General features: G+C 69.8%; 30 protein-coding genes. 14 read left to right on the top strand and 16 right to left on the bottom strand.

Going from position 1 to position 26,121, the window contains the following annotated elements; translation table 11 throughout:
• The first annotated feature begins 48 nt into the window (after positions 1-48).
• From ACESK8_RS05105 to ACESK8_RS05075, 7 genes are all read left to right on the top strand, one after another.
• On the top strand, positions 49-1,794 hold the full coding sequence (locus tag ACESK8_RS05105) for an MDR family MFS transporter (RefSeq protein ID WP_372967573.1): 1,746 nt from the start codon (positions 49-51) through the stop codon (positions 1,792-1,794).
• A 1-nt stretch (position 1,795) separates the two neighbouring features.
• Positions 1,796-2,254, top strand: a complete 459-nt coding sequence (locus tag ACESK8_RS05100; RefSeq protein ID WP_372967572.1) for a MarR family winged helix-turn-helix transcriptional regulator — start codon at positions 1,796-1,798, stop codon at positions 2,252-2,254.
• 175 nt (positions 2,255-2,429) lie between these two features.
• Positions 2,430-2,906 carry a MarR family winged helix-turn-helix transcriptional regulator gene (locus ACESK8_RS05095; RefSeq protein WP_372967571.1) on the top strand — a complete coding sequence of 159 codons (477 nt, stop codon included), beginning with the start codon at positions 2,430-2,432 and terminating at the stop codon, positions 2,904-2,906.
• A 92-nt stretch (positions 2,907-2,998) separates the two neighbouring features.
• A complete protein-coding gene (locus ACESK8_RS05090) occupies positions 2,999-3,574 on the top strand; it encodes an NADPH-dependent FMN reductase (RefSeq protein WP_372967570.1) in 576 nt (191 codons plus the stop codon).
• A gap of 16 nt (positions 3,575-3,590) precedes the next feature.
• On the top strand, positions 3,591-4,217 hold the full coding sequence (locus ACESK8_RS05085) for a DUF1684 domain-containing protein (RefSeq protein WP_372967569.1): 627 nt from the start codon (positions 3,591-3,593) through the stop codon (positions 4,215-4,217).
• Positions 4,218-4,290: 73 nt separating this feature from the next.
• Complete coding sequence (locus ACESK8_RS05080; RefSeq protein WP_372967568.1) at positions 4,291-5,379, top strand: alkene reductase; 1,089 nt, start codon at positions 4,291-4,293, stop codon at positions 5,377-5,379.
• Between the two features lie 92 nt (positions 5,380-5,471).
• Positions 5,472-5,816, top strand: a complete 345-nt coding sequence (locus tag ACESK8_RS05075) for a cupin domain-containing protein (RefSeq protein WP_372967567.1) — start codon at positions 5,472-5,474, stop codon at positions 5,814-5,816.
• Positions 5,817-5,836: 20 nt separating this feature from the next.
• Here the strand turns inward: ACESK8_RS05075 and ACESK8_RS05070 are convergent, their stop codons facing one another.
• Complete coding sequence (locus tag ACESK8_RS05070; RefSeq protein WP_372967566.1) at positions 5,837-7,237, bottom strand: threonine/serine exporter ThrE family protein; 1,401 nt, start codon at positions 7,235-7,237, stop codon at positions 5,837-5,839.
• Between the two features lie 10 nt (positions 7,238-7,247).
• Positions 7,248-7,586: a hypothetical protein gene (locus tag ACESK8_RS05065; protein ID WP_060926932.1), complete on the bottom strand. Its 339-nt coding sequence runs from the start codon at positions 7,584-7,586 to the stop codon at positions 7,248-7,250.
• A 197-nt stretch (positions 7,587-7,783) separates the two neighbouring features.
• Here ACESK8_RS05065 and ACESK8_RS05060 point away from each other — a divergent pair, with 197 nt between their 5' ends.
• Positions 7,784-8,968: a zinc-dependent alcohol dehydrogenase gene (locus tag ACESK8_RS05060; RefSeq protein ID WP_372967565.1), complete on the top strand. Its 1,185-nt coding sequence runs from the start codon at positions 7,784-7,786 to the stop codon at positions 8,966-8,968.
• A gap of 3 nt (positions 8,969-8,971) precedes the next feature.
• On the opposite strand, the gene ACESK8_RS05055 is transcribed toward ACESK8_RS05060, so the two are convergent.
• Positions 8,972-9,790, bottom strand: coding sequence for a lysostaphin resistance A-like protein (locus ACESK8_RS05055; RefSeq protein WP_372967564.1), 819 nt, complete (start codon positions 9,788-9,790; stop codon positions 8,972-8,974).
• Between the two features lie 67 nt (positions 9,791-9,857).
• Positions 9,858-10,295: an SRPBCC family protein gene (locus tag ACESK8_RS05050; RefSeq protein ID WP_372967563.1), complete on the bottom strand. Its 438-nt coding sequence runs from the start codon at positions 10,293-10,295 to the stop codon at positions 9,858-9,860.
• Between the two features lie 159 nt (positions 10,296-10,454).
• Between ACESK8_RS05050 and ACESK8_RS05045 the strand changes: the two genes are divergently transcribed.
• Positions 10,455-11,786 carry a cytochrome P450 gene (locus ACESK8_RS05045; RefSeq protein ID WP_372967562.1) on the top strand — a complete coding sequence of 444 codons (1,332 nt, stop codon included), beginning with the start codon at positions 10,455-10,457 and terminating at the stop codon, positions 11,784-11,786.
• Between the two features lie 93 nt (positions 11,787-11,879).
• Complete coding sequence (locus tag ACESK8_RS05040; protein ID WP_372967561.1) at positions 11,880-12,056, top strand: hypothetical protein; 177 nt, start codon at positions 11,880-11,882, stop codon at positions 12,054-12,056.
• Between the two features lie 125 nt (positions 12,057-12,181).
• Here the strand turns inward: ACESK8_RS05040 and ACESK8_RS05035 are convergent, their stop codons facing one another.
• Both ACESK8_RS05035 and ACESK8_RS05030 read right to left on the bottom strand, forming a co-directional pair.
• Positions 12,182-13,165, bottom strand: coding sequence for a cation transporter (locus ACESK8_RS05035; protein WP_372967560.1), 984 nt, complete (start codon positions 13,163-13,165; stop codon positions 12,182-12,184).
• Complete coding sequence (locus tag ACESK8_RS05030; protein ID WP_372967559.1) at positions 13,162-13,665, bottom strand: hypothetical protein; 504 nt, start codon at positions 13,663-13,665, stop codon at positions 13,162-13,164. Before ACESK8_RS05030 ends, ACESK8_RS05035 begins: the two co-directional genes overlap by 4 nt.
• 135 nt (positions 13,666-13,800) lie before the next feature.
• Here ACESK8_RS05030 and ACESK8_RS05025 point away from each other — a divergent pair, with 135 nt between their 5' ends.
• A complete protein-coding gene (locus ACESK8_RS05025; protein WP_372967558.1) occupies positions 13,801-15,084 on the top strand; it encodes a hypothetical protein in 1,284 nt (427 codons plus the stop codon).
• Between the two features lie 350 nt (positions 15,085-15,434).
• Here ACESK8_RS05025 and ACESK8_RS05020 read toward each other — a convergent pair whose 3' ends face one another.
• The 7 genes from ACESK8_RS05020 to ACESK8_RS04990 form a co-directional block, all read right to left on the bottom strand.
• Positions 15,435-15,992: a hypothetical protein gene (locus ACESK8_RS05020; RefSeq protein ID WP_372967557.1), complete on the bottom strand. Its 558-nt coding sequence runs from the start codon at positions 15,990-15,992 to the stop codon at positions 15,435-15,437.
• Positions 15,989-16,684 (bottom strand): hypothetical protein, encoded by a 696-nt coding sequence (locus tag ACESK8_RS05015; protein WP_372967556.1) that lies wholly within the window; start codon positions 16,682-16,684, stop codon positions 15,989-15,991. The genes ACESK8_RS05020 and ACESK8_RS05015 overlap by 4 nt, the downstream gene beginning before the upstream one ends.
• Positions 16,685-17,040: 356 nt before the next feature.
• Positions 17,041-17,853: an endo alpha-1,4 polygalactosaminidase gene (locus ACESK8_RS05010; RefSeq protein WP_372967631.1), complete on the bottom strand. Its 813-nt coding sequence runs from the start codon at positions 17,851-17,853 to the stop codon at positions 17,041-17,043.
• The gene (locus ACESK8_RS05005; RefSeq protein WP_372967630.1) at positions 17,850-18,548 is read right to left on the bottom strand and encodes a DUF899 domain-containing protein; all 699 of its coding nucleotides are present in this window, start codon (positions 18,546-18,548) and stop codon (positions 17,850-17,852) included. The genes ACESK8_RS05010 and ACESK8_RS05005 overlap by 4 nt, the downstream gene beginning before the upstream one ends.
• 77 nt (positions 18,549-18,625) lie before the next feature.
• Positions 18,626-20,032 (bottom strand): MFS transporter, encoded by a 1,407-nt coding sequence (locus tag ACESK8_RS05000; RefSeq protein WP_372967555.1) that lies wholly within the window; start codon positions 20,030-20,032, stop codon positions 18,626-18,628.
• A 37-nt stretch (positions 20,033-20,069) separates the two neighbouring features.
• On the bottom strand, positions 20,070-21,140 hold the full coding sequence (locus ACESK8_RS04995) for a YbdK family carboxylate-amine ligase (protein WP_372967554.1): 1,071 nt from the start codon (positions 21,138-21,140) through the stop codon (positions 20,070-20,072).
• 7 nt (positions 21,141-21,147) lie between these two features.
• On the bottom strand, positions 21,148-21,414 hold the full coding sequence (locus tag ACESK8_RS04990) for a Rho termination factor N-terminal domain-containing protein (RefSeq protein ID WP_372967553.1): 267 nt from the start codon (positions 21,412-21,414) through the stop codon (positions 21,148-21,150).
• Between the two features lie 121 nt (positions 21,415-21,535).
• Between ACESK8_RS04990 and ACESK8_RS04985 the strand changes: the two genes are divergently transcribed.
• Positions 21,536-21,700: a hypothetical protein gene (locus ACESK8_RS04985; RefSeq protein WP_167347464.1), complete on the top strand. Its 165-nt coding sequence runs from the start codon at positions 21,536-21,538 to the stop codon at positions 21,698-21,700.
• 48 nt (positions 21,701-21,748) lie between these two features.
• On the opposite strand, the gene ACESK8_RS04980 is transcribed toward ACESK8_RS04985, so the two are convergent.
• Positions 21,749-21,955: a CsbD family protein gene (locus tag ACESK8_RS04980; RefSeq protein WP_372967552.1), complete on the bottom strand. Its 207-nt coding sequence runs from the start codon at positions 21,953-21,955 to the stop codon at positions 21,749-21,751.
• A 214-nt stretch (positions 21,956-22,169) separates the two neighbouring features.
• On the opposite strand from ACESK8_RS04980, the gene ACESK8_RS04975 reads away from it, so the two are divergent.
• Entirely contained in the window at positions 22,170-22,562 is a 393-nt protein-coding gene (locus ACESK8_RS04975; protein WP_372967551.1) for a hypothetical protein, read from the top strand.
• 62 nt (positions 22,563-22,624) lie between these two features.
• Here ACESK8_RS04975 and ACESK8_RS04970 read toward each other — a convergent pair whose 3' ends face one another.
• Positions 22,625-22,972, bottom strand: coding sequence for a hypothetical protein (locus ACESK8_RS04970; protein WP_060926961.1), 348 nt, complete (start codon positions 22,970-22,972; stop codon positions 22,625-22,627).
• Positions 22,973-23,285: 313 nt separating this feature from the next.
• Here ACESK8_RS04970 and ACESK8_RS04965 point away from each other — a divergent pair, with 313 nt between their 5' ends.
• A complete protein-coding gene (locus ACESK8_RS04965) occupies positions 23,286-23,771 on the top strand; it encodes an FBP domain-containing protein (RefSeq protein WP_372967550.1) in 486 nt (161 codons plus the stop codon).
• Between the two features lie 4 nt (positions 23,772-23,775).
• On the opposite strand, the gene ACESK8_RS04960 is transcribed toward ACESK8_RS04965, so the two are convergent.
• A complete protein-coding gene (locus ACESK8_RS04960) occupies positions 23,776-26,079 on the bottom strand; it encodes a beta-glucosidase (protein WP_372967549.1) in 2,304 nt (767 codons plus the stop codon).
• Positions 26,080-26,121: the final 42 nt, after the last annotated feature.

The raw sequence follows: 26,121 nt of genomic DNA, 5'->3' as shown, positions 1-26,121 counted from the left end.
AGGCGTATAGTTGATTCTTATCAACTTTCTACACAGGAGCTTTCCACTGTGACTCACGTCTCCCCTTCCTCCGCACCCGAGCCCGTCCGCTCGCCGCGCGAGGTCTTCACCGCGATCTCCGGGCTCGTCGTCGGCATGTTCGTCGCCGTGCTCTCCGGCACCGTCGTGTCGACCTCGATGCCCGTCATCATCGCCGACCTCGGCGGCACCCAGTCGCAGTACACGTGGGTGATCACCGCCAGCCTGCTGGCCACGGCCGTCTCGACCCCGATCTGGGGCAAGCTCGCCGACCTCGTCGATCGCAAGATCCTCGTGCAGCTCTCGCTCATCCTCTTCACCGCCGGCACGGTGATCGCCGGATTCTCGACCGACACCAACATGCTCATCGCGGTCCGCGTGATCCAGGGCATCGGCGTCGGCGGCCTGATGTCGCTCGTCATGATCGCGGTCGCCCTCATCATCTCCCCGCGCGAGCGCGGCAAGTACATGGGCGTCGTCGGCGGCATCATGGCCCTCGGCACCATCGGCGGCCCGCTGCTCGGCGGCCTCCTCACCGACGTCTGGGGCTGGCGCTCCAACTTCTTCGTCGGCGTGCCCTTCGCGATCCTCGCCCTCGTGCTGCTGCAGTTCACGCTGCACCTGCCGAAGCCCCAGCGCGACACGAAGGTGTCGATCGACTACTTCGGCATCGTCCTGCTCGCGGTCGGCGTCTCGACGCTCCTCATCTGGGTGTCGATGGGCGGCAGCCAGTTCGACTGGGACTCCTCGACGAGCATCATGCTCGCCGTGATCGCCGGTGTCGCGATCGCCGCCTTCATCACGGTCGAGTTCTTCGTCAAGGAGCCGATCGTGCCGATGTCGCTGTTCCGCAACCGCACCTTCACGCTCTCGGTCATCGCCTCGATCGCCATCGGCGTCTCGATGTTCGCGACCTCCGTGTTCCTCGCGCAGTACTTCCAGCTGGCCCGAGGCGCCACGCCGACGGAGTCCGGCCTCATGACGATCCCGATGATCATCGGCCAGATGGGCGCGTCGATCATCATCGGCCAGCTCGTGAGCCGCTTCGGCAAGTGGAAGGGCTGGATGCTCACGGGCTCGGTCCTCACCACGGTCGGCGTGAGCCTCATGGCGACGCTGCGCTACGACACCCCGTTCCCGCTCGTCGCGGTGTACATGTTCGTCCTCGGCGCCGGCCTCGGCATGGTCATGCAGAACCTCACCCTCATCGTGCAGAACGACACGGCCCCGCAGCAGCTGGGTGCCGCCTCGTCGAACGTCAACTTCTTCCGCACGATCGCCGGAACCATCGGCGTCACGGTCATGGGCGCGATGCTCTCGACGAGCGTCGGGAACTACATCACGGATGCCCTGGAGGGCTTCACGCCCACCACTCCGGAGGAGGTCGACGCGCTAAAGCACCTCGCCTCGGGTGATGTGCCGAAGGTCGGCCAGCTGCCCGACACGATCCGCACGATCGTCGAGGGAGCATATGGACACGGCATCGCCGACTCGTTCATCATCGCCATCCCGCTCGCGGTGATCGCCATCGTCGCGATCGCGTTCATCAGGAACAAGCCGCTGTCGACCAAGAACGCCGCGGAGCAGCTGCGTGAGCAGGCCGAGGAGTCGGTGCTCGAGGTGTCGGAGGCCGAGGTCGGCGCCACCATGTCGACCGGAGCGATCCGCATCGCCGGGGCCGAGGCAGCATCGCCCACCACGGGATCCGTCACGGTGCTCGAGCGCGAGAACCGCGGCGAGAACCGCGGCGAGGACGGCCGGGAGCCGAGGCGCTGACATGATCACCCCCGACGTCACCGCGACGCCCGCCGAGATCGACACCGCCCTCGGCGACCTCCAGACGCACCTGAACCTCATCTTCGCGAGGACCAGGACGCTCTGGAGGGAATCGGCGGCGCGGATCGCTCCCGAGCTGCAGGTGGGCGGCTACAAGCTGCTGACCTTCATCGACAGGGCGGGGACGGCGAGCGCGCATGAACTCGCCGAGCGGTTCGAGATGGACAAGTCGGTCATCAGCCGCCAGGTGCGGATGCTCGAGGAGCTGGGCCTGATCGAATCCAGGGCCGATGAACGCGATGGGCGGCTGCGGGTGCTGACGGCGACGCCGGCTGCCTGCGCCGCCCTCGCGGAGCTGCGCAGCGACCACGCCTCGCGGCTCCGCACGGTCGTCGCCGAGCTCACGCCGGACGAGATCCACGCGGCATCCAAGGTCTTCCGGCTCCTCGCCGAGGTCTGACCTTCGGGAACCCGCGCACGGATGCATGCCCAGATCACGGATGCATGCCCAGATCCGCAGATCCGGGCATGCAGCCGGGCATCCGGCATGCATCCGTCATCTCGACCTCGCCGAGGGCGAGGCCCGAAGCCCCGCCGGCCGACCGCCGGCGGGGCTTCGCCGTAAGCTGGCGGGCATGAGTGCCTCGCCCGACGAACCCGCCGCCGAGCCTGCGAACCCGGAGTCTCCCGATCTCGACCAGGCGATCTCGCGGGTCGAGCACGAGCTCGGACGCCTCTTCGCCCGCATCCGGGTGAGCTGGCGCGAAGCCGCGACGACCGTGCACCCCGACCTCCAGCCGCTCGGCTATCAGGTGCTCACCTCGATCGCGACGGGCAAGGCCACCTCGGCCGGAGCGATCATCGAGCGCCTGCAGACCGACAAGTCGGCGGTCAGTCGCCATGTGCGTCAGCTCGAACAGCTGGGCCTCGTGGAGAGCGTCCGCGACCCCGACGATCGCCGTGCCCGGGTGCTCGTCGCCACGGAACTGGCCCAGGAGCGTGTCGCGCTGGCCCGCTCGCGGTACGAGGAGCGTTTGGGGGAGCGGCTGCGCCGCTGGTCGGCCGAGGACCTCGACCACTTCGCGGAACTGCTCGCCGCGTTCGGCGACTGAGGGCATCCGGTCGGCGATCCCGCCTCGGAGGGTGGACGCGAGCACGAAGCAGGACGAGACTTTCCTCACGCCTACAGGAATGAGGAGCAGTCATGGCATACCGGGTCGGATACTTCGTCGGCAGTCTCTCGTCCACCTCGATCAACCGCGTCCTCGCGACCGCGCTGATCGGGCTCGCTCCGGATGATCTGGAGTTCTTCGAGATCCCGATCAGGGATCTGCCGCTCTACAGCCAGGACCACGACGACGACTACCCACCGGTCGCCACGGCACTCAAAGAGGCCATCGCCTCGGCGGATGCAGTGCTCTTCGTCACCCCGGAGTACAACCGCTCCATTCCCGGCGGGCTCAAGAACGCGATCGACTGGGCATCACGACCCTGGGGGCAGAACTCCTTCGACCACATCCCCGCCGCCGTCATCGGCGCCTCGGTCGGAGCGATCGGCACGGCCGTGGCCCAGCAGAGCCTCCGCGGGGTGCTGAGCTTCTGCAACGCGCGGCAGATGACCGCGCCGGAGGCGTACATCCAATTCTCGCCCGACACGTTCGCCGCCGACGGCACGGTGACGAACGAGGGCACCGCGACGTTCCTCCGCGACTACCTGGTCGAGTTCCGTGATCACATCGAACGCGTGCTCACCGTGCTGCCGCGCGACACCGACGGGTGAGCGTAGCCTGAACGGCATGACGCTCACGAAAGCCCGCACCGCCGCCGAGGTCGTCGATTGGCGTCGTCGTGTGTTCGCCCTGTACGACGCCGTGCGCACTGGGGAGTCCCCGCAGGAGGCGCACGAACTCTGGCGCATCGAGCGCGACGACCTGATGCTGCATCACCCGGCGACCCCGCTGCTGTCCGAGGACCGGCCGCTGTTCGAGGGGCTGTCGATCCCGTCGTACGACCCGCAGTGGCGCTTCGAGCTCCCGATCCTGGAGGCCGAGCCCGGCGGTTTCGACTTCGCCACCGGCACCGACGGGGTCGTGCCGTTCGAGCGGATCGGCCGGGTGGAGGTCCCCGACACCGGCTCGCTCGACGTATGGCGGCTGACGACCTACGGCGGCGGTCTCTTCATCCCGGTCCGCGATGCGCTGGCCGGGCGGCCTGGCGGCACCTACGGTGGCGGCCGGTACCTGATCGACACCGTCAAGGGTGCCGATCTCGGGTCGGATGCCGCACGCGGCACGATCGTCCTCGACTTCAACTTCGCCTACAACCCGTCCTGCGCATACGACCCGGCGTGGGCCTGCCCTCTCGCCCAGCCGGGGAACGTGCTGCCCGTGGCGGTGCCGGTCGGGGAGATGTACGAGGGCTGAGCGGAGTCCGCGGTCGGATCGGAGTGTTCCCGCGCCGGGGAATAGCTCGAGTGCCGTGGGTCTTGTCCTCAGGGTGAGTCTTTTCGAACCGGCCGTCTTCGGCGCCCTGCACCTGTCCAACCGCGTCGTCATGGCACCCCTCACCCGCACGCGTGCGGATGATGCCGGAGTCCCCACGGCGACGATGGCGGAGTACTACCGCCAGCGCGCGGGCCAGGGGCTCATCATCTCGGAGGGGACGTGGCCTGCGGCCGAGGGCAAGTCGTACTCCGGTCAGCCGGGCATCGTGACCCCGGCCCAGATCGAGGGCTGGCGGCGCATCGCGGACGCCGTGCACGAGGCGGGTGGAACGATCGTCATGCAGCTCATGCACGGCGGGCGCGTCTCGCATCCGGAGATCTCCGGCGAGCCGCGCGTCGTGGGACCGAGCGCTCTCGCCGCCCCCGGTTCCACCCACACGCCCGTGGGCAAGCTCGACATGCCGGTCGCGCACGCGCTGACTCTCGACGAGATCCCCACCGTCGTCGAGCAGTTCGCCCAGGCGGCCCGCAATGCGATCGCCGCGGGGTTCGACGGCGTCGAGGTGCACGGCGCGAACGGCTACCTCGTGCAGGAGTTCCTGTCGCCCGCGTCGAACATCCGCGACGACCGCTACGGCGGATCGCCGGAGAACCGCGCGCGTTTCGCGATCGAGGTGACCCGTGCCGTGGCCGAGGCCGTGGGTGGCGACCGCACCGGCATCCGTCTGTCGCCCCAGCACAACATCCAGGGCGTCCTCGAGGAGGATGACGACGATGCGCTCGCGACCTACCTCGCCGTCGCCGAGGGGCTCGCCCCGCTCGGATTGGCCTTCGTCGACATCCTCAGCGCCGCGCCGACGAGCGAGCTCGTGCAGCGCATCCGCCGCGCACTCGGCGCCCCGCTCATCATCAACTCCGGCTTCGGCACGCCGACCACCCGTGACGAGGCCGAGACGCTCGTGGCCGAGGGATGGGCGGATGCCGTCGCCGCAGGGCGCCCGGTCATCGCGAACCCCGACCTCGTCGAGCGCTGGCGTCAGGACGCCGAACTCAACGACCCGCGCCCCGCGCTGTTCTACGGTCGCACCCCCGAGGGGTACACCGACTACCCGTCGCTGGAGTCGGTGCGCGCGGGAGCCTGATCCACCGGCCCGCTGCGAACCGGCCACCGCCCCGGCCGGTGCGCCCTCAGGTGCCCCTGTCGGGGCGGTATATCGGGGCGTACAGTGACCGCATGATCACCGACGATCCCACCCTGACGAACCCCGACCACTACCGGACGCTGTGGGAGAACGACTTCGTCCGCGTGCTGGAGTACACCGACGAACCCGGCGACCAGACGACGCCGCACGATCACCCCAACAGCGTCATGGTCACGTTGAGCGACTTCTCGCGTCGGCTCAGCGCGGGCGATCGGGTGTTCGACACGGCGCTGACGTCCGGACAGGCGGTGTGGCTCCCGGCTCAGCGGCACTCGGGTCAGAACACCGGCACGACGCCGACGCACAGCATCCTCATCGAACTGAAGGGCGACGCGGCCGGCGAGCAGGACTCCGCAGTCCTGGGCCCACGCGTGTGACCGAGGGCGGATGCGACGCGTCAGCGCCGCACGCGCGCCCTGGTCTTCGCGACGCTGCTGAGGGTGGCCCGCACGGGCGTACCGAGGTACAGGCCGAGGGATGCCCCTGAGGCCAGGCCGATCCCGATCACCACGGCGTCGACGAGCGAGCCGCCGACTCCGACCACACCGCTGGCCGAGCCCGCGGCGTGGATCATCTCGAGCAGTCCCTGGAAGACCGCGACGCCGGGGACGAGCGGCACGATCGCGGCCGTGGTGACCGCCACCGAGGGCACGTGCAGGTTGTGGGCGATCAGCATCCCGATGAAGCTGGCCAGCAGCGCCCCGATCGCGCTCGCGGCGGCCGGATGCAGCTGCAGCCCCACCATCGCTGAGTACCCGGCGATCGTGACTGCGCTCAGCAGCGCGCTCACCAGGATGATCCGGATGCCCGCGCCGTTGAAGACCGCGACGGCGATCGCGATGATGATCGCGCCGACGAACTGGTTGAGCAGCGGCCCGAACGGTGCGGGGTCGTCGGGGAGGCCCATCGTGAATCCGAGGACGCTGCCGAGCTCGAGACCCACGAGGATGCCGATCACGACGCCCAGAGTCTGCATCGTCAGGTCGAGGATGCGCCCACCGGCCGTCAGTGCGAAGCCGTCGATCGCGTCCTGCGCCGCACCGACCACGGTGAGGCCTGCGAGCATGAGGACGATGCCCGAGGCGACGATGATCGAGGGGCGGATGCCGTCGAACGGCTCGAAACCGGCCGCGCCGAGTGCCGTGACCGCGACGGCGACCACCGTGGTCACGAACCCTCCCGCGATCTGGCTGAAGAACAGCGGCACCCGGGCTCGCGCGAGGGCGGCCTGGGTGAGCGCTGCGCAGAGCGCTGCGACGAAGGTGAGGGCGACGATGATCGGCGAGGCACCCAGCATGATGCTGACGCCGACCGCGAGGAGGGCGCGCGCGACGATGACGACCGGCTGCTGGTACCGGAAGGGCACCTTTCGCAGCACCCGGAACGCGGTGCGGGCCGATTCGAGATCGAGTCCGTCGTCGATGTCGGCGACCAGCGCCTGCACCCGCTGCAGCTTGGCGTGATCGGGCGCCGCGACGCGCACCACCCGCACCAGGGTCTCCGGCCAGACCTCGCCGCTCAGGTGGAACGAGACGGTGATCGAGTTGTACGTGACATCGACCTGTACGTCCCGCATCCCGTAGGCCGCGCACACCCGGGTGATCGCCAGAGTGACCTCGTGCGCGGAGGCGCCGACCGCGAACATCGACTCGCCGATGCGCGTCGCGAGGTCGAGGACCCGCGGCACGGTGCGCTCGTCGATGACGGGCATCGCCTCGGTGTGGGCGACGGAGGAGGGGTCGGTGTGCAGGATCCTGCGCACCGAGGCGAGCAGCCGCCGCGGGGGGTTCGGGGACATGCCGCCGAGACTATGCGCTGGGCGGTGCGTCGACGTGACCGGAGGAGGCGCCCTCGGCGGGTTCCGGCACGAGGTACAGGCCGCTCGGCGCGCTCGCGGTGAACGCCAGTGCCTCGATCCATTCGCGGTTGATCGAGGGCTGGCGGCTGCCGCTGTACTTGAAGACGAGCGAACTGCCCGCGTGCACCCAGACGGTGGTCCGACCGCCGCCCACGCTCATGTCCTCACGCCAGGTGAAGCCGAAGGGCTCGCCGCGGCGCAGCTTCGCCGTGATCACGAGCTGGAGGTGCGTGAGCGCGCGATCCTCGATCTCGGCCTTGGTCGTTCCTTCATAGATCAGCTTGCCCACAAGGGTCTCCTCTGTTTCGCCACGGGACCCGTGCAAGCGGCGTGATCCGGGTGATCGACGGGTGGTGTCTCCATCTTCCTATATTCCGGTGTGAGAGCGGAATGCTCGATCCTCGGCATCCGCCTGTCAACCCTCTGTCGTGTCGGTCCGCGCCGGGGGAGGGTGGCCACTCCACACGGTTCACGAGGAGGATGACGATGAAGGCACTCACCTGGCAGGGCACCCGCGACGTGGCGGTCGAGGAGGTGCCGGATCCTCAGATCGAGCACCCGACCGACGCGATCGTCCGCATCACGTCGTCGGCGATCTGCGGCTCCGACCTGCACCTGTACGAACTGCTCGGCCCGTTCCTCGACAAGGGCGATGTGCTCGGTCACGAGCCGATGGGCGTCGTGGTCGAGGTCGGCAGCGCCGTCAAGGATCTCGCGGTCGGCGACCGGGTCGTCGTGCCCTTCAACATCTCGTGCGGTCACTGCTTCTTCTGTCTGCGCGGACTGCAGTCGCAGTGCGAGACCACCCAGGTGAAGGAGTACGGCAGCGGCGCGTCCCTCTTCGGGTACACCAAGCTCTACGGACAGGTGCCGGGCGGTCAGGCGGAGTACCTGCGGGTGCCCCTCGCCGACTACAACCACATCAAGGTCGCGTCCGACCTGCCGGACGAGCGGTACCTCTACCTGAGCGACATCCTGCCGACGGCCTGGCAGGGCGTCGAGTACGCGAATGTGCCGGACGGCGGCACACTGGCCGTGATGGGCCTCGGCCCGGTCGGACAGTTCGTCGCGCGCATCGGCGCGCATCGCGGCTACCGCGTGCTCGCTGTCGACCCGGTCGCGGAGCGTCGTGAGATGGCGGCGCGCCACGGAGCGGAGGTCTTCGACCTCACGGACGACGTCGTGACCGAGCTCCGCGACCTCACCGGTGGGCGGGGAGCGGATGCCGTCGTCGACGCCGTGGGCATGGAGGCGCACGGCAACGGCGGTGCGGCGTTCGCCCAGAAGGCCGTCGGTCTGCTGCCGGATGCCGCAGCGCGCGCCCTCATGGACAAGGCGGGGATCGACCGGCTCGCCGCCCTGTACGCCTCGATCGACGTGGTCCGCCGCGGCGGCATGGTGTCGCTGAGCGGCGTGTACGCGGGAGACGCCGACATCCTGCCGATGAAGACGCTGTTCGACAAGCAGGTCGGCATCCGCATGGGCCAGTGCAACGTGAAACGCTGGATCGACGACCTGATGCCCCTGGTCGAGGACCTCTCCGACCCGCTCGGCGTGATGGACCTCATGACGCACGACGCGCCGCTCGAGGACGCCCCCGAGCTCTACCGCACGTTCCAGCGCAAGGAGGACGGCTGCATCAAGGTCGTGCTGCGTCCTTCGGCGGCGTGACGGTCAGGTGGCTCCGCCCGTCGGAGCCACCTCCGTCCGCTCCACCCGCCCGCGGATGAAGAACAGGCAGATCACGCCGACCACGATCACGACGATGTTGCCGAGTCCGGCGATCGAGCCGAACGGGGTCGCGGCCGGGTAGGCAGTGTGCAGGAAGATGCTCGGATCGGTGCTCGCATGCAGCAGGATCGGCGCGACGATGGTGCCCGTCACCCGCATCGCCAGGTACATGCAGATGCCGAACGCGAACGTGTACGCCAGCTGGACGAGAGTGGCGATCACAGACTGCCCGGTGAGCAGGTTCCCGGCATGCAGGAGCGCGAACAGAGCTGACGAGATCAGCGCCACGACGACTTCGCGCTGTCCCGCCTTGCGGAGCAGGGTTACGACGAGGCCGCGCGTGAGGACCTCCTCCGCGAAGCCGATGAACAGACCGGCGAGCAGCCAGGTTCCCACGACAGGAGCGCCGGCCGTGCCGTAATCCACGGAGAGCAGGTGCAGCACGTTGAAGACGAGCACGACGGCGACCGCGATCCACATCCACCCCCGGCCGCGGATCGGCTGCGGTCCGAAGAGTGCGCGCAGCCAGCCGACCGAGCCGGCGAAGCCCACGAGCAGCAGGCAGCCGACGAGGATCGGGATGACGTAGAACACCAGGATCCCTGAAGCGCTCTGCGGATCCTCCACCTGCGCGGCAAGCGGAGCGAGCAACAGCGACAGCCCGTTGTAGAGGACGAAGTATGCGACGACGAGCACGATGGCCCGCCACCATCCGCCCCGCTCCCAGAAGCGTCTCCATGCGGACGGCGCTGTATCGGTCATCAGTCTTCCCCTCGCTCCGCGAGGGTCGCGGCTCCCACCAATATATGGCTGATGCCGTCGTCGGGCGTCAGACGGCTCCGCCCTCGGCGAGGTAGGCGAGACGGTGCAGGGTCTCCGAATTGCGCCAGCGCAGCATGGGCGTGGTGAGGAGGCTCGGCACCAGCGTCGCGGGTCCCGAGACCGGCTCCTCGTCGATGCGGACCATCGTGCCGCCGCCGTAAGAGCGCACTCGCAGCGTGACCCTCGCCTCGCCGATGGGCCACCCGCGGGCGCGCATCACCATGCGGTCCGGCGGTGACCATTCCTCGACGACGGTGGTGTCGTCGAGCAGGAACGGCCACACGCCGACCGAATGATGCAGCTCGGCGCCCGGCTGCGGCCAGGTCGCGTCGACATCGCGCATGCGCGAGGCCCCCACGACCCAGGCCGGGTACAGCCAGGCGTTGCTCAGCACCCGGAACACATCGTCAGGCCGGCAGTCCATGGTCCGCACGTTCTTCGCCATGTCGGCGCTCCTCTCTCGTCTGTGGTGATCGTGGCGGTGGGCGGCGATCCGCGTACAGGGGGTTGACGGACACCGCCCATCCGCTCCGGCCACTAGCACACGCACCCGCGATCGCGCCTCCCCCTGGAACTGTGCCGCCGCCTCTGCGAACGTCGGAGCATGGCACTCATCGACCTTCCCGTCAGGGCGGCGCACCGACTCGCCGCCCTCACCCGCGACGACGCCCCGATGCTCCTGACCCGGGGCTACGACTTCGGCTCGAGGATCTGGCGCAGGGCTCGCCCCGGGGCGCGATCGGCGCCGATGCGGCTGCTCGGCAGCGATGCCGTGTTCGTGCGCGGCATCGAGGGCGTGGAGCTGTTCTACGACGGCAGCCGCATCGCCCGCTCGGGGGCGATGCCGCCCATCGTGCAGGAGAGCCTGTTCGGACACGGATCGGTGCACAGCCTCGACGGCGACGAGCACCGGCACCGCAAGGCCTCCTTCCTCGACGTCGCCTACGAAGACGAGCAGGTCGCGAGACTCACGCCGTGGCTGGAGCGCGAGTGGGAGCACGAGCGTCAGGCCTGGCTCGACGGCGGCACCCGCAGTGCGTACGACGCGGCCGTCGGCGCGTTGGGACGCGCCGTCATGGGGTGGGCGGGAGTGCCGGGCACACCCGCGGCGAAGACCCGCTGGTCGGCTCGGCTCGCGCAGATCGTCGACGGCTTCGGCTCCCCGCACTCCCCGGTCTACGTCGCGGCGCTCGCGAATCGGTGGTGGTCCGACCGTCACTCCGCCCGCCTGATCGAGGCGGTGCGTGAGGGAACGCTGCGTGCCGAACCGGGTACGGCACTCGAGGTGTGGGCGCACCACCGTGATCGCGACGGCGAACTGCTCCCGCCGCGGGTCGCGGGGGTGGAGCTGCAGAACAGCATCCGCCCGATGATCGCGGTCGCGCGGTTCGTCGCCTTCGCGGCGAAGGAGCTGCACGAGCGGCCGGACTGGCGCGAGCGGATCGCCGCCGAGACGGCGGACCGCGGCGCTCTGATCGGAGGCCCGCTCGCGACGATGTTCGCGCAGGAGATCCGTCGCACCTCGCCGTTCGTGCCCATGCTGCCGGGGTGGGCGACCGCCGACATCGACATCGACGGCCAGCACGTGGATGCCGGCGGGCGGGTGGTGCTCGACCTCCAGGGGACCAACACGGATGACCGGTTCTGGCCGAGGCCCGAGCGGTTCGACCCGGAGCGCTTCCGGGACGTCGACGACTATGAGGCGCTCGCGGCGTTCGTCCCGCATGGCGGCGCCGACGTGGCGACCGGCCACCGGTGCCCGGGGGAGAAGCTCGCCATCGCCGGTCTCGCCGGTGCCATCGCCGTGCTCAGCGACCCCGGTCTGCGCATCCTCGGCGACGGCCTCGATGTGAACCGGCGCAGACTCCCCACCCGTCCCCGCTCGGGCGGCACGGTGCGCTCCGCCACGGCATCCGGTCGCTGCCCGTTCCACTGATCGAGTGCTCCTGCGCGTTCTGTCAAGGGGTGCGCACGCGGATCGAGCGGCCAGGCATGCTGGCCGGACTGAAGCACCGACGAAGGGAGCATCATGTCAGATCGCGAATCCACCCCGGACGACGGTCGAGCAGAGTCGGACGAGACCCCGATGATCCCCGACGAGCTCGCCCCGCGGCAGCAGTCGGAGGACCCTGTCCCCAACGATCCCGACCTCGCGGGCTCGGGCGACGCTGGCACGGAGTACCAGGACCAGGACCGGGACGTCTGACCCGGCCCGCCAGCGGTCGGTCGTCCGAGACGGCCGGCCACGGCGCCCGTCGCACGACTCCCCCTTCCTGGTGCGGCGGGCGTCCCGGCGCGGCCGGCGACGGCACCGGGGCGAGCGGGTCTGTGTCAGCCTCGGCCCGAGGTGTCGACCCCGGCCAGGATCTCCTCGGTCGGGATGATCACGACATCCTGCACCTTCCAGTCGAGGTCGGTGATGCGTGCGGCGAGGTCGGTCGTGTCCGTGAGCGACACCTTCCCCCGGTGCGGCACGACGAACGCCTCGATGTGGAACACCTGCCCCTGATCCCGCATCCGGACGCCCGCCTCCTTGACCCAGGGACGCGAGCGCATGGTCGAGATGACGTCGCCGGCCAGCGGATGCGGGTGCGCGCTGTCGTAGGTCCTGGCGCGCTGGTCCATCAGGTCGATCACGGCGGTCTTGGTGTTGCGCCAGCCGTCCCAGACGATGCCGAGGGAGATCACGAGGGCAGCTGCGCCGTCGAGCCACCACACGCCTGCGCCCACTCCCAGCACTCCGACGATGGAGGCGACGGTGGTCTGCCAGTCCGCCTTGGCCATGTCGGCATCCGCGTAGAGCAGCTTGTTGTGCAGCACCGGGGCGAGCTTGGCCTTCGCAGGACCGTAGAAGAACACCGGACCGACGATCACGACGGCCATCACGGCGACCATCAGCCACCCCAGCCAGATCGTCTGGCCGAACAGCTGCACGGTGCCGATCGTCGGATGCTCGCGCGCGAGGAGTCCCGTCACGGCCTCCACCGCCAGGTTGAGTCCGACGGCGAGCAGCGCGACACCGGCGACCAGGTGTCCGATGCCCATGACGCGGTGGAGTCCGTACGGATGCTTCACGGAGGGCGCTCGCCGGATGAAGATCAGTGCGACGAGGAACGCGATCTGGGGGATCAGCGAGAGCATGTCCTCGATCCAGGCGGTGCGCATGGCCTGCGAGTTGCCGACCACCAATGCGATCACCGCGATGGTGACCGAGGTGTACCCGATCGTGAACCACTCCCACTTGATCGCCCGGCGGAGTGCCTTCCGCTGCTCGTCCGGCAGCTCTGTGCGACCGATGCGCTTCAGGGAGGTCATCGCGAACCCACCTCCTCGTCGAGGTAGCGCTCCACCGCGCTGAGGAACGCGTTCTCACCGAGTGGCACGAGCAGGACGATCTCGCGTCCGTCGGCGCCCTCGATCTGCGGATACCCGCGAGTGACTCCGGCCTTGTCGATCCAGGGGGTGTCGGAGGTGAACCCGCCCGCGACGACGTCGAGATCGCCGCGCTCGAGCATCCCGACGAGGGTCTCCTCCGATCCTTCGGTCCATTCGATCTCGGCATCGATGCTGTCGGCGAATCCTTCGACGAGGTCGGGGAGGCTGCCGGTCGGAGTGCCGCCGTCAGGGCCGCGGTCGGTGACGAGTCCTGGGTCGGGCGAGACGCCGACGCGCAGCTCACCGCCGGAGACGGTCTGCAGTGTGCCGTCGGGATCCGCGGGGATCGTCAGCCCTCCGCAGCCGGTCAGGCCGATCAGGGTGACCGCCGCAACGGCGACGGCAGCGACGCGGCGGATCAGGATCTTCGAGGCGTTCACGACTCCCATCGTGGCGCGGTCGGGCGTGGATCGGAAGCTGGTTGACCCTCGACGTGACCCGGAGTAGGCGGCGGGTTCGTCCTGGGGGAACGCAGCGGAGCACCGCCTGTCGGACGACCGGCTACGGTAGGGCACATGACTGAGGCCCTCCGGACGTTCGGGCGCATCCTCGCCCGGCACTGGCCGGCGCTCATGGCCTGGTACATCGGCGGCGAGGCGCTGCATCGCGTGCTCATCGAGCTCGCCGGATTCGTCGGCGGACTCACCACCCTGGGCGGGCTCCTGCTGCTGCCGCTCGCGGTCGCCGCGCGTCTCGTCTCGTACGTCGCGATGTATCTGACGGTGCGGCCGTCGCTGCCGCACAGCCGCAGGACGGATGCCGGAGGCGTGCGCGAGTTCGGATCCGCGACTCTGGCGGCGATCCTGCCCTTCTTCGCCTTCTACACGGCATGGGGGCTGCTCGACGCCGATCAGATCGAGTTCTACCAGATCGCGTCAGCCATCGCGCTGGCGGATTCCGGCTTCGAGCTCGACCAGGTCGGCGACCGTGGCGGCCTGATCTCGGTCGGGGCGCTGCCGGTCACGGTGCTGGTGATCGCGCTGATCGCACGGCTGCTGTTCACCCGCTTCGCGGCTCGCCTGCCGCGGTGGAGCGTCGTGCTCGCCGCGTACACCGAGGTTCTCTGGACCTTCATGCTCTTCACCCTCGTCGCCCGCTGGTGGAACGGCGTGCTGGACTGGTTCGCCGAGAGCCAGGCCGTGGGGTGGCTGCAGGGGATCGGCGACTGGTTCGCCGCGAACCTCGCCCCGATCGCCGTCATCTGGGAAGGAGCGACGTGGGTGTTCGGCATCCTCGTCGCCGCTCTCATCGTGCCGGCGGCCTGGCTCACGGTCGCCGGTGTGATCTTCGGCACGACCTTCGACTCGACCCCGTCGTTCGCCCGCTGGACCGGAGGGGTCACCCGCGGCACGGCGATGAGCGTCGCCCGCACACTGGTCATGCGCCTCGAGGGACTCGTCGCCGCCGTCACCGTCATCTGGCGCGGCGGCCCGCTGCTGTTCGGCGCCTACGCCCTGGCGTATGCGGCGTGGGGTCTCGCGGAGCAGACCGGCACCAGGGGAGCGTTGCTGCTCGTGGGGGCGCACGAGTCGTCCTTCTGGGCGGGGTTCTTCCCCCTCATCACCGTGGCGGTGGCGGCCGTCGCCGAACCGCTCAGGGTCGCGATCGTGGCGACCGCATACGACGGCGTCATCGGTCGGCCGCACGCGGGGCTCGACACCCGACCCTCAGGGCTCGATGCGGAAGCGAGCGAGGTCCTGGTCGCTCCCCTCGATGTCGAGGACGAAGGGTCCCTCGGCGTCGTCGGGAACCAGGAAGACCAGCAGGATGCGGTACGACGACGACTCGACGATGCATGAGCTCTCGCCCTCGTCGTAGGGCACGTCGAGTGGCGCGCGGGCGCTGAGCCAGGTCCGCTCGGTGCTCGTCTCGGTGAGGCTCGCCTGTCCGCAGGTCTTCGCATCGAAGCCTCCGGTGGAGCTCAGCCGCACGCTGAGCGTGCGCGAGTCGTCCGGGGCGTCGAACTCGTCCCATTCGACGGGTCCGAGGGTGAGGGTCTGCCCGGCGATGTCGACGCTCGACTCGGCCTCGATGACGCGGTCGGTCGGACGGATGCTCGGCAGCACGTCGAGCCACAGCGTCGCGCCGACCATCGCGATCCCCGCGAGGACGAGGGCGAACAGGGGCGCGCGCTGCCGCCGCCACCACGTCATGGCGTCCTCAACTCGGGGTCGGCGAGCTCGACGCTCGAGGTGCGGGGCAGCGAGCCCAGATCGAGCGGGACGGCGACGATGTCGTCGAGCTCGGCGGTGAAGTACGACGTCGTCAGACGCAGCTCCGCCGACCCCGCGGACACCTCCGGGGGGAGCTCGAAGGCGAGGGTTCCTGTCGTGTCGAGACCGAGGCGCAGCGGGGCGGACACCAGGGTGGCCTGGGGGCGCTCGCTCGCCTGGAACACGCGATCGCCGACCACCAGGGTCGCGAGCCGGATCGACGCGTCCACCTCCGTGTGCGGCGCGGAGGCGACGACCGTCACGACGAGCCAGTTGCCCTCCGCGCTCCACTCGGCGTCGGGGACCACGACCTCGTCGGCGAAGGTCGCGTCGTCGACGGAGGCGATCAGGGTGCGGGATTCGACGGAGGCGCCGACGGCCGCGGACTTCAGCATCGGGCTCACGACGGCATCGTCGTCCGGGGTGATCGCTGTGACGGCACCCGCGACGAGCACCAGTGCGCCGCCGAGGACCCAGGGCAGGGCGCGCCTCACGGCGTCTCCTCGGTGGGGATCAGGATGCGGGCGGAGGTCTCGGCGGCGCGCCAGGTGACGACACCGGACGAGAGGATCACCGCGCCGCGACGCACCTCGACCTCGTGCACATCGAGCGTCACGACGCCGTCGGGGAAGGCATCCTCCGGCACGGTCCATGCGATCGTGACCTCGCTCGGCACGCCCGGCTGCAGGATGACCTGGCCCGCCGATCCGTCGGCGCGCCAGACGGCTGCACTGTCGACGGCCGTCGTGCCGACCAGGTCCAGGAGCGGGTTCTCGGTGTTGACGAATCCGGCCTTGGTGCGGTCGGCGGTCGTACCGACGCCGACGGGGGCATCGGAGAGGTTCAGCATCTCGAGGGTCATGACGAGCAGCTTCTCGCCGGCCTCCGCTTCGAGGTACTCCGATTCGACCGCGTCGGTGAACTCGGCCGCCTGCACGGTGACGGCGTAGACCGAGGTGCGCGCCTCGTCTCCGGGGCCGAGTTCTGTCGGACTCGCCTGCGCCTGCGCGAGGCCGCCCATCGCTGCCACCACGACGACGAGGACGATGAGTCCGGCGGCGACGAACCACACGGCTCGGGGGATGTCGGCGAGCGCCTGTCTCGCGCGGAGGGCGGCCGCGCGCACGACGGTGCCGCGCGCGGCGCCCTGGTGCGTCGCGCCCTCGTGATCCCCCGTCATGCTCACGGGGTCAGCCTAGCGAGGCACTCGCGGGCCCCACCACGCGGCATCCGCCCGTCCATCCATCCATCCATCGCCGAACGGCGGTGCGGGGTCAGTTTCGCACCCGAGCCGCGGTGGGTGGTCAGTTTCGCATCCGAAAGGGCATCTTGGGGTGCGTTTTTGGCCACGGCAGGAGCGGGGCGGGGGTGGGGCGGGGTCCGCATCCGTCGTTCCGTCGCCGGTGCGGTGGGTGGTCAGTTTCGCACCCGAAAGGGCCGCTTCGGATGCGTTTTTGACCACGGTAGGAGAGAAGCGGATGCCGGGCGGGTGGCACGGCGCGGCACGGGACGAGACGGGACGCGACGGGCAGCGCGCCGGCTTCAGCAGGTCTCGAAGACGTACCCGTCGTCGGCCGGGGTGACCAGGTCGCGGTCCCGCAGCACCATCGACGCCGGCGCCTCGTCGTCGGCGCACATCTCGGCGAACGGACGCGGCAGCTCGTCTGCGTACTCGATGTCGATCACGGCGTCTCCGTACACATCGGTGAATGCCGCGCACTCCCGATAGACGGAGCACTCCTCGACGACGGCGAAGTCGAATCCGGCGCGCTCGTGCAGGGCGGATGCCTCCTCGGCGGCGTTCTTCTGGCCTGCGGCGAGGCCCGCGTCGTGGGCGATGTCGACGAACGACGCCGCGAGCGCGAGATTGTCCTCGACGTCCAACGCGCCATCCGAGCGCGTGTACGAGTCGAGGTTGTCGAACTCGACGGCGTCGAACCCTGAGTTCGCGCACCCCTCGATCCACGGGCCCACGATCTCGGCGATGCGCTCGCGACGCTCCGGCGTCGACGTGTCGAGCAGTGCCTCGTCCGGCCAGTCCGGGTCGAACAGCGGCCCGCCGTCGCGGTGCAGCAGAAGGTCATCGGGCCAGGTGTCGAGCTCGCCCGGCTGCGTCTGGAACCCGTTCACGTAGCAGACCGAGTAGAGACCCTCGGCGGGGTCGTCCGAGCGGTCCCGGCCCACGATGCCGACGCCGTCGGCCGGGTCGTATCCGCCGCCGAGCTGGTAATCGGGCGTCGCCCCGGCCGGCGGCAGGACGAAGGTCGACGTGGCACCGGTCTCCGTCGCGCCGCATCCGGTCAGCGCACACGCCAGCAGCAGTGCCGAGACGGATGCGGCGCTCCCGCGCCTCAGCTGCCCGCCCCGTACAGTGCGGCGATCTCTTTCGAACCCATCCCTCGAGCATAGGTCTCGTGCTGCGGCCAGCCCGCCGGCGAGTCCTCCCACTCCTCCTGGCGCCCGTACGGAAGCAGGTCGACGAGCCCCTGCAGCTGGCTCATCCGCTCCGTCCCGCGTCCGTTCGTGTGCCAGGTGCGATACACGCGGTCTCCGTCGCGGAGGAACACGTTGACCCCGAAGCCCTCGTTCGGTCCGGCATCCATGTCGGCGCCGAACATGCTGTCGGAACTCGAGTACCACGCCATCCGGTTGCCCACCCGATCGCGATAGGCGAGCGCCTCGTCGATCGGTCCGTTCGTCACGATCACGAAGCGCGCGTCGTAGTACCGCTCGAGGAAGTCGAGGCGCGTGAACTGCGCTGTGAAGCCGGTGCATCCCGGGCACTGCCATTCATTGCCGTCCGTCCACATGTGGTTGTAGACGATGAGCTGCGAGCGGTCACCGAAGATCTCGGCGAGCCGCACCGGGCCGTCCGTGCCGACGAGCGTGTACTCCGGCAGCTCGACCATCGGCAGCCGTCGGCGCTGCGCCGCGATCGCGTCGAGCTCTCGCGTCGCCGCCTTCTCGCGCACGCGCAGCGCCTCGAGCTCTCGACGCCACGTGTCGACGTCGACGACGGGCGGAAGGGGCGTCTGGGTCGTGCTCACGATGGACCTCCGGATGCTCGGGAGACGATGCCCCCAGTGTGCGCCCGGCCGCCGACATCGTCAACGCCCGCCGACACCCGTCACCCGATCGGCGAGGGCGCTCCGTCGACGGCCGGAGCCTCGACCTCTTCAGCCGGATTGCGGCGGATGCCGATCCACGACACCACTCCGCCGAGGATGAGCAGGGCGGCCGTGACCCAGGCCGCGTTGTGGAATCCGCCGAGGTCGAGGGTGCCGCCGATGATGGTCGAGAGCATCGCGACGACGAGCAGACCCGCGACGCGCGAGACCGCGTTGTTCACGGCGGAGGCGATGCCGGAGCGCGACTCGTCGATGGCCCCGAGGATCGCGGAGGTGAGGGGCGCGACCGTGAGCGAGAGGCCGAGGCCCATCACGATCATGGCCGGGAGAACCTGCCACCAGTAGTCGAACGCCTCGCTGACGAACAGCAGCATCAGGGCGCCGACCGCCATGATCAGCGGGCCGACGGTCATGAAGATGCGCGGGCCGAACCGGCCGGCCCAGGAGCCGGCGCGGGAGCTGAGCAGGATCATCAGGATCGTCATCGGCAGGCTCGCGAGTCCGGCGGCGGTGGCGGTGAGTCCCGCTCCCTGCTGGAGGTAGACGCCCACGACGAAGCCGCTCAGCGACAGCGCGGCGTAGACGAAGAGGGTCGCGAGGTTGCCCCAGGCGAAGTCGCGCACGCGGAAGAGCGAGAGCGGCATGAGGGGCGAGGCCGACCGCTGCTGCCGCACCAGGAACCAGGCGAACATCCCCGCACCCACGATGCCGGGCAGCCAGATCGCCGGCGATCCCCACCCCAGGTTCGGCTGCTCGATCAAGGCGAACACGACGGCGCCGAGTCCGAGCGCACACAGTGCTCCGCTCATCCAGTCGACGCGCACGCCGCTCGGGCGCTCGCTGAGCTTCAGGCGGGAGAGCAGGACGAGCGTGACCGCGATCGGGACGACGTTGATGAGGAACACGAAGCGCCACGAGAGGAAGTCGACGAACAGCCCGCCCAGCAGCGGGCCGACGAGCTGGGCGGCGGTGGTGAACGCCGTCCAGACGCCGATCGCCCTGGACTGCACGTCGGCGCGCATCGTCGCCGTGATCAGGGCGAGCGAGCTCGGCACGAGCAGGGCGCCGGCAGCTCCCTGCGCGGCGCGCGCGATGATCAGGATGAGCGGGTCGGGTGCGGCGGCGACGGCGACCGAGGCGACACCGAAGGCGATGAGCCCGATGCGCATCACGAGCACCCGGCCGTAGGCATCCGACAGTGATCCGGCGAGCAGGATCAGCGCGCTGAGAGTGATGAGGTACGCATCCACCACCCACTGCTGCGTCGTGATGCCTCCACCGAGCTCCTCGCTGATCGCGGGCAGGGCGACGGTCACGACGGTGCCGTCGAGGAAGGTCACGAACGAGGCGAGGACGGCCACGGAGATGACGAGCCGCTGCAGCGGCGCGAAGCGAGAGGATGCCACACGCCGACACTACTGCCGTCCGAGGGGCCTCGGGTCGTCAGCGCGTACTCGTGCCCGAGCGGTAGAGCTCCCGCAGACCCGCAGTGCCGTTCGCGGCGTAGGCCTCGCGCTGGCGCCGTGCCCCGGAGCCGTCCACGCGCAGCCTCGCGATCCCGTCGCGCACCCGTTCCGCGTCGCCGAGCTCCTCGAGTGCCGGCTGCAAGCGGGTCAGCAGGCCCTCCGCGATCGTCCAGGCGGGGCGGATGCCGCCGTCCACCGGGTCCACGAGCCGAGCATCCGGGCCGTACCGGGCGGCGGTCCACAGTGAGGCGTCGATGCCGTCCGTGCCCGTGCCGGCCAGGTCGTCGATCTCGTCGCTGCACAGCAGCGCGCGGGTCAGCGCGACCGCGAGCAGGGTGTCCTCGGTCGTGAGCTGGGCGTCGAACACGCGCACCTCCACGGTGGGGAAGCGCTCGGACAGCCGTACGGTCCACGACAGCGAACTGGCCTCCGCGATCGCGCCCATCGAGACGAGCTGGTCGACGCGCGCGCGGTAGTCGGTGAGGTCGTGGAATCGCGGCGGTGTCCACGAGGAGGGCAGGCGCCGGATCAGGATGCTGCGCCAGCTGTCGAAACCCGAGTCCCTGCCGTGCGCGAACGGGCCGTTGCCGGTGAGCGCCAGCAGGGTGGGGAGCCAGGCGCGCACCCGGTTGACGACGCGCACCCGCTCCTCGTCGTCGGGGACCTCGACGTGGATGTGGAGGCCGTTGACCTCGTGCTCGCGGGTGATCTCCACGAGCTGGGCGGAGACGGCGTCGTAGTGCGGCGAAGGGGAGACCCTCAGCCGGTTCGGGGAGACGAACGGGGTGCCGGTCGCGGCGACGAGTGCGCCCTGTTCAGCGGCGATCGCGCCGAGCATCCGTCTCGTCCGCTCCAGCTGCTCGCCGGACTCCGCCAGCGTGCGGCACGGCTGCGTCGCCGACTCGAGCTGGCAGGTGAGGTACTCGGGTGTGACGCCGGATCCGCGCTCGTCGAGGATGCGCTGCCTCGTCTCGGCGCTCATGGCGGCCGGAACGAGAGTCTGCTCATCGAGCAGGACGAATTCCTCTTCGACGCCGAACCGGGCCACGGCGGCCCTAGTGATCGCGCAGCGCGGAGATGAGCTCGCCCTTGCGCTTGCGGCTGTAGCCGGTCAGGCCGATCTCCTTCGCCCGCTCGCGCAGCTCGGCGACGGTCCAGTCCTCGTAGTCGCCATGCTTTCCGCCGCGGCGACCGACCGTGCTGCGGCCGTCTCGTGCGGCCGCATTCGAGATGCGAGCGGCCTTCTCCTTCGAGGCGCCGTCGTCACGAAGCTCTTCGTACAGCTCCGGATCCTTCAGCGAATTGTTCCTGCGTCCTGGCATGTCGATTGCTCCTTTCGCACGGCGGGAAGCTCCGAGTCAAGGCCCTCTGGTGTGGCGAGCGAACGGGTCTAGGTTGAGTCACCGTAGACGGGCGCTCCGCGCCCCAGAGAAGGGAAGACCGATGAACATCCTGCTGATCATCATCATCGTGGTCGCCATCATCCTGGCCATCACCGGCGGGCTCGTGCAGTCCCTGCAGTTCCTCCTGTGGGTCGGCCTGGTGCTGCTCGCCATCGCGGTCATCGCTTGGTTGATCCGAGCGATCTCCGGCAGCCGCACCCGCTGATCCGAGGAGTGAGGCCCGCTCAGGCGGGCCTCACTCCTTCAGGCGGATCTACTCCTTGAACCCGTCCTTGATGTTCTCGCCCACGTTGTGGGCGGCATCCTTTACGTTCTCTCCGGCCTGCTTGGCCGACGCCTTGGTCTGATCCGCGCGACCCTCGGCCTCGAGGCTCTCGTTGTCGGTGGCCTTTCCGACGCCCTCCTTGATCTTTCCGCCGGCCTTCTCGGCTGCGTTCTTGATGTCGTCTGCTCCACTCATGGCGCGATTCCTTTCATCAGTCGATCAATGGACCACCACCGTCGCACGCCCTCTCGATCCTGCACACGGGATTGACAACGGCGACTGCGCGTGACAGCACCGCACCGACCGTCGACGTGGGCGCCGGCGGCGGCTAGCCTGGCCCCAGGCGGGTGGTCCTGCCCGCTCTCACCTCGGCTGCGGTCGACGAAGGAAGCGGTGGAACATGGACTCGATGATGATGGGCGCCATGCGCTCGAACATGACGTCGATGCCGGACATGGCGGCGATGGACATGAGCGTCCTCCAGGCGTGCATGGATGCGTGCGCGGCCTGCGAGCAGGCGTGCACGGTGTGCTCGACGCAACTCATGGACTGCGCCCCGGCGTGCATGAACTGCGCCGACATGTGCAACACCATGATGCGGTCGATGATGCGGATGCAGGGGATGACTCCGGCGTCGATGATGGCGATGCTCGACGCCTGCATCGCGATGTGTCAGAAATGCATGGATGACTGCATGAACCACGCCGACCACAGCGAGATCTGCCGGATGTGCGCGCAGACCTGCAAGGACTGCATGGATGCCTGCACGGCGGTCAAGGACATGATGATGGCGTCCGCCTGAGGGCGGCACCTGCGTCGCAGCGATCAGACCTGCGTCGCCCCGATCTGACCAGGGCGACGGGATCAGACCAGTGCGACGTTGAACTGCGTGCGACCGACGGCGAGCACGCCGTAACGGGCGTGCAGCGCGACCGGAGTGCCCGCAGGCGCCTCGAGGGCTGCACCGGCTCCGTTCCAGGCGGCGTGCGCCGAGCCGTCGAGTGCGCGCACGACGAGTTCGCCCGTCGAAGCATCCGCCTGCTCGACGATCGCATCGACCCACCCGGCCGGAGTGGCCGAGGCGATGCGCGCCTGGATCAGGTGCAGGGCGTGTCCCGGCGCGAACGAGGAGCACGCGAAACCGTGTCGGCACATGCACGCGGAACGCTCACGCACCGAGAGGGGCGAAAGGTGGTTCAGCGGCGTGGACACGGTGGTCTCCTTCGTGAGCGGACGTTCCGGCAAGAGTAGGTCGGGGTCGCGGGAGAGGGAATTCCGGCCGACACGGGGTGAAACAAATCGGCGTAGACTCGCCGGGTGCTGTTGTCGAAGAGTGCTCCCCGGGTGACGGAGCGAGCGCGGAACGGAGCCGTGGGCGCATTCAGCGCCGCGGACAGAGGCTGACGATCGGCCGGAGGCGGAACACCCGCCCCCGGAGCCGAGTCGTACCCGGCATCCCTCCGATGCCGCCTCTTCCCTCTTCCTCTGTCGCGGTGTCCGCGACCCGTACGAAAGCACCGATTCCATGCGTCCCATCGACGAGCGCACCCTGCGCGCCTCCTTCCTCAACGCCTCCCGCAAAGAGGTGTCCGATCTGACCCTGCCGCCCGGCTTCGCCGATCTCGATTTCGAGAAGCTCGACTACCTCGGCTGGGTGGACCCCAAGCTGCCTCGCCGCGCCTATGTCGTCACCTGGGTCGACGACGTCGCGACGGGCGTCTTCCTGCAGCGCGCCGAGCAGCGGGTCGTCGCCCGCGCGCAGTGCTCCTGGTGCGAGGACGTCACGCTGCGCAACGACGTGCAGCTGTACGTCGCCCGCAAGGCAGGGCCGGCCGGTCGCAAGGGCGACACCATCGGCACCCTCGTCTGCACCGAGTTCGGATGCTCGCAGAACGTGCGGGTGCTGCCGCCCCTGGCGTACGACGGCTACGACAGGGAGCTGGCTCGGGAGCTCCGCATCCTGAAGCTGCAGGAGCACGTCGCGGCGTTCATCGCCGCGGTGCGGGGCTGACGCCTCACACGACGTCGATCCTCGCGACCGTCTCCTCGTCGTCGCACGCGCCGCCCACCCACAGGCGGATGCCGCCGGGCTCGACCCGCCGCACGCCGTCGACTCCGGTGAAGGCGAGGCGGTCGATCGGCACGTCGAAGGACACGATCTCTTCGGCGCCGGGCGCGAGCGCGACCCGTCGGTAGCCCACCAGCTGGGCGAGCGGACGGGTCACGCTCGCGACCTCGTCGTGCGCGTAGAGCTGCACGACGTCGGTCGCCTCGATGTCGCCGGTGTTGCGCACCCGCACGGTGGCCCGCATGATCTCCCCGGCGCTGACGGTCGCGGGGGCGGTCAGGTCGTCGTGGGCGAACGTCGTGTAGCTCAGGCCGAAGCCGAAGGGTCGCACCGGCGTCGGGTCGGCGCTGGTCACGTCCGTGCGCCCGCCGAGCACCGGATGCAGGTACGAGTACGGCTGCGCCCCGCCCGATCGGGGCAGCGAGACCGGCAGGCGACCCGACGGGCCGACGCGTCCGCTCAGGAGCCCGGCCAGCGCGGGCGCGCCCTCCTCGCCGGGGAAGAACGTCTGCAGCACTGCGGACGGCAGCGGGCCAATCGCGGCGGTCGTCGAGACCTCGGCTTCGACCGCCCCGAGACCGACGAGGGTGCCGGCCGCGCCGGCGCGAGCGGGGAGCGCCCAGTCGAGCACGTACGGCCGCCCGGTCATCGCGATCAGGACGACGGGGGTGCCCGTCCCGAGGATCGCCTCGACGAGCTCGCGCTGGATGCCGGGGAGCTCCAGGTCGTCGACGTCGTTGCCCTCGCCGACCGTGCCGCGCCCGAACAGCCCGGCGCGGTCGCCGACGACGACGATCGCGAGGTCCGCGGCGGCGGCGGCCTCGACGGCCGCGGGAATCCCGGATCGATCATCGCCCTCGACGTCGCAGCCGACGGCCGAGGTGATCTCCGCCCGGGGGAACTCCGCGCGAAGTGCTTCGACCACGGTCGGCAGGGCGATGCCCGCCGGAGTGCCGGGATGATGCGCGAGGACGTGGTTCACGAACGAGTAGCAGCCCATCAGCGCCTCGGTGCTGTCGGCGTTGGGACCGATGACCGCGATCCGCGACGACGTCGACGGGTCGAGCGGGAGGGCGCCGTCGTTGCTGAGCAGCACGACGGACTCCTCGGCGAGACGCCGTGCGAGGGCGCGGTGCTCGGCAGGGTCGAGGTCGATCGCCGTCGGAGGCGTGCTGAAGTCGGCATCCAGCAGTCCGAGGTCCTCCTTCTGGGAGAGCACGCGGCCCACCGCGCGGTCGAGGATGTCGGGTGACAGCCGTCCGTCGCGGACCTGCTCCGCCAGGGTGACGTAGGCGTCGGGGGAGGGGAGTTCGACATCGATGCCGGCGGTCAGTGCGAGCCGCGCGGCGTCGGCGGAATCGGCCGCGACCTTGTGCATGCTGCGCAGGAAGTCGACCGCGAAGTAGTCCGAGACGACGACGCCGTCGAATCCCCAGCGCTCCCGGAGGACGCCCGTGAGGTACCGGGGGTCTGCGGTGACGGGGACGCCGTCGATGTCGACATAGGAGTTCATGACGCTGCGGGCGCCGCCTTCCCGGATCGCCATCTCGAACGGCGGCAGCAGCACGTCCTCGATCTCCCGCTGTCCGGCGCTCACGGGAGCGTGATTGCGCCCCGCCTTCGACGCCGAGTACCCGACGAAGTGCTTCAGCGTGGCGTGCACGCCCTCGCTCTGCAGGCCCCGGATGTACGCAGTGCCGACGGTGCCCACGACCAGCGGATCCTCTGCGATGCACTCGTCGACCCGCCCCCAGCGGGGGTCCCGGATGACGTCGAGCACCGGAGCCAGTCCCTGATGGATGCCGAGCGCGCGCATCGAGGCGCCCACCGCGCGCCCGACCTCCTCCACGAGGTCCGGATCGAACGAGGCTCCCCAGGCGAGCGGGGTGGGGAAGGTCGCGGCCTTCCACGCGGCCAGACCCGTCAGGCACTCCTCGTGCACGATCGCCGGGATGCCGAGTCTGGTCTCCTGCTGCAGCCGACGCTGCTCGGCCCACAGCCAGTCGGCTCGCTCGATCGGATCCACCGGCCGGGTGCCGTAGACGCGGGTGAGGTGGCCGATCCCATGCGCCGCGGCGTCTTCGTACCGGGTGGAGCTCTTCTTCTCGCCGGCCATCGGGGCGACGACCTCGTCGCCCTGGTCGACCCAGAAGCCGACGAGCTGTGCCTGCTTCTCGTCGAGGGTCATCCGCGCCAGGAGCGCCTCGACGCGGGGGGAGTGGCCGGCGGCGCCGGGGGACTGCGACATCATGTTCTCTTTCTCGATCTCGGGTGTCGTCTGCTCGAGCGCACC

The organism is Microbacterium sp., from assembly GCF_041641055.1.
Classification (GTDB): domain Bacteria; phylum Actinomycetota; class Actinomycetes; order Actinomycetales; family Microbacteriaceae; genus Microbacterium.
Note: the sequence above shows the minus strand (reverse complement) of the source record. Positions and strands in the feature narration are given on the sequence as shown.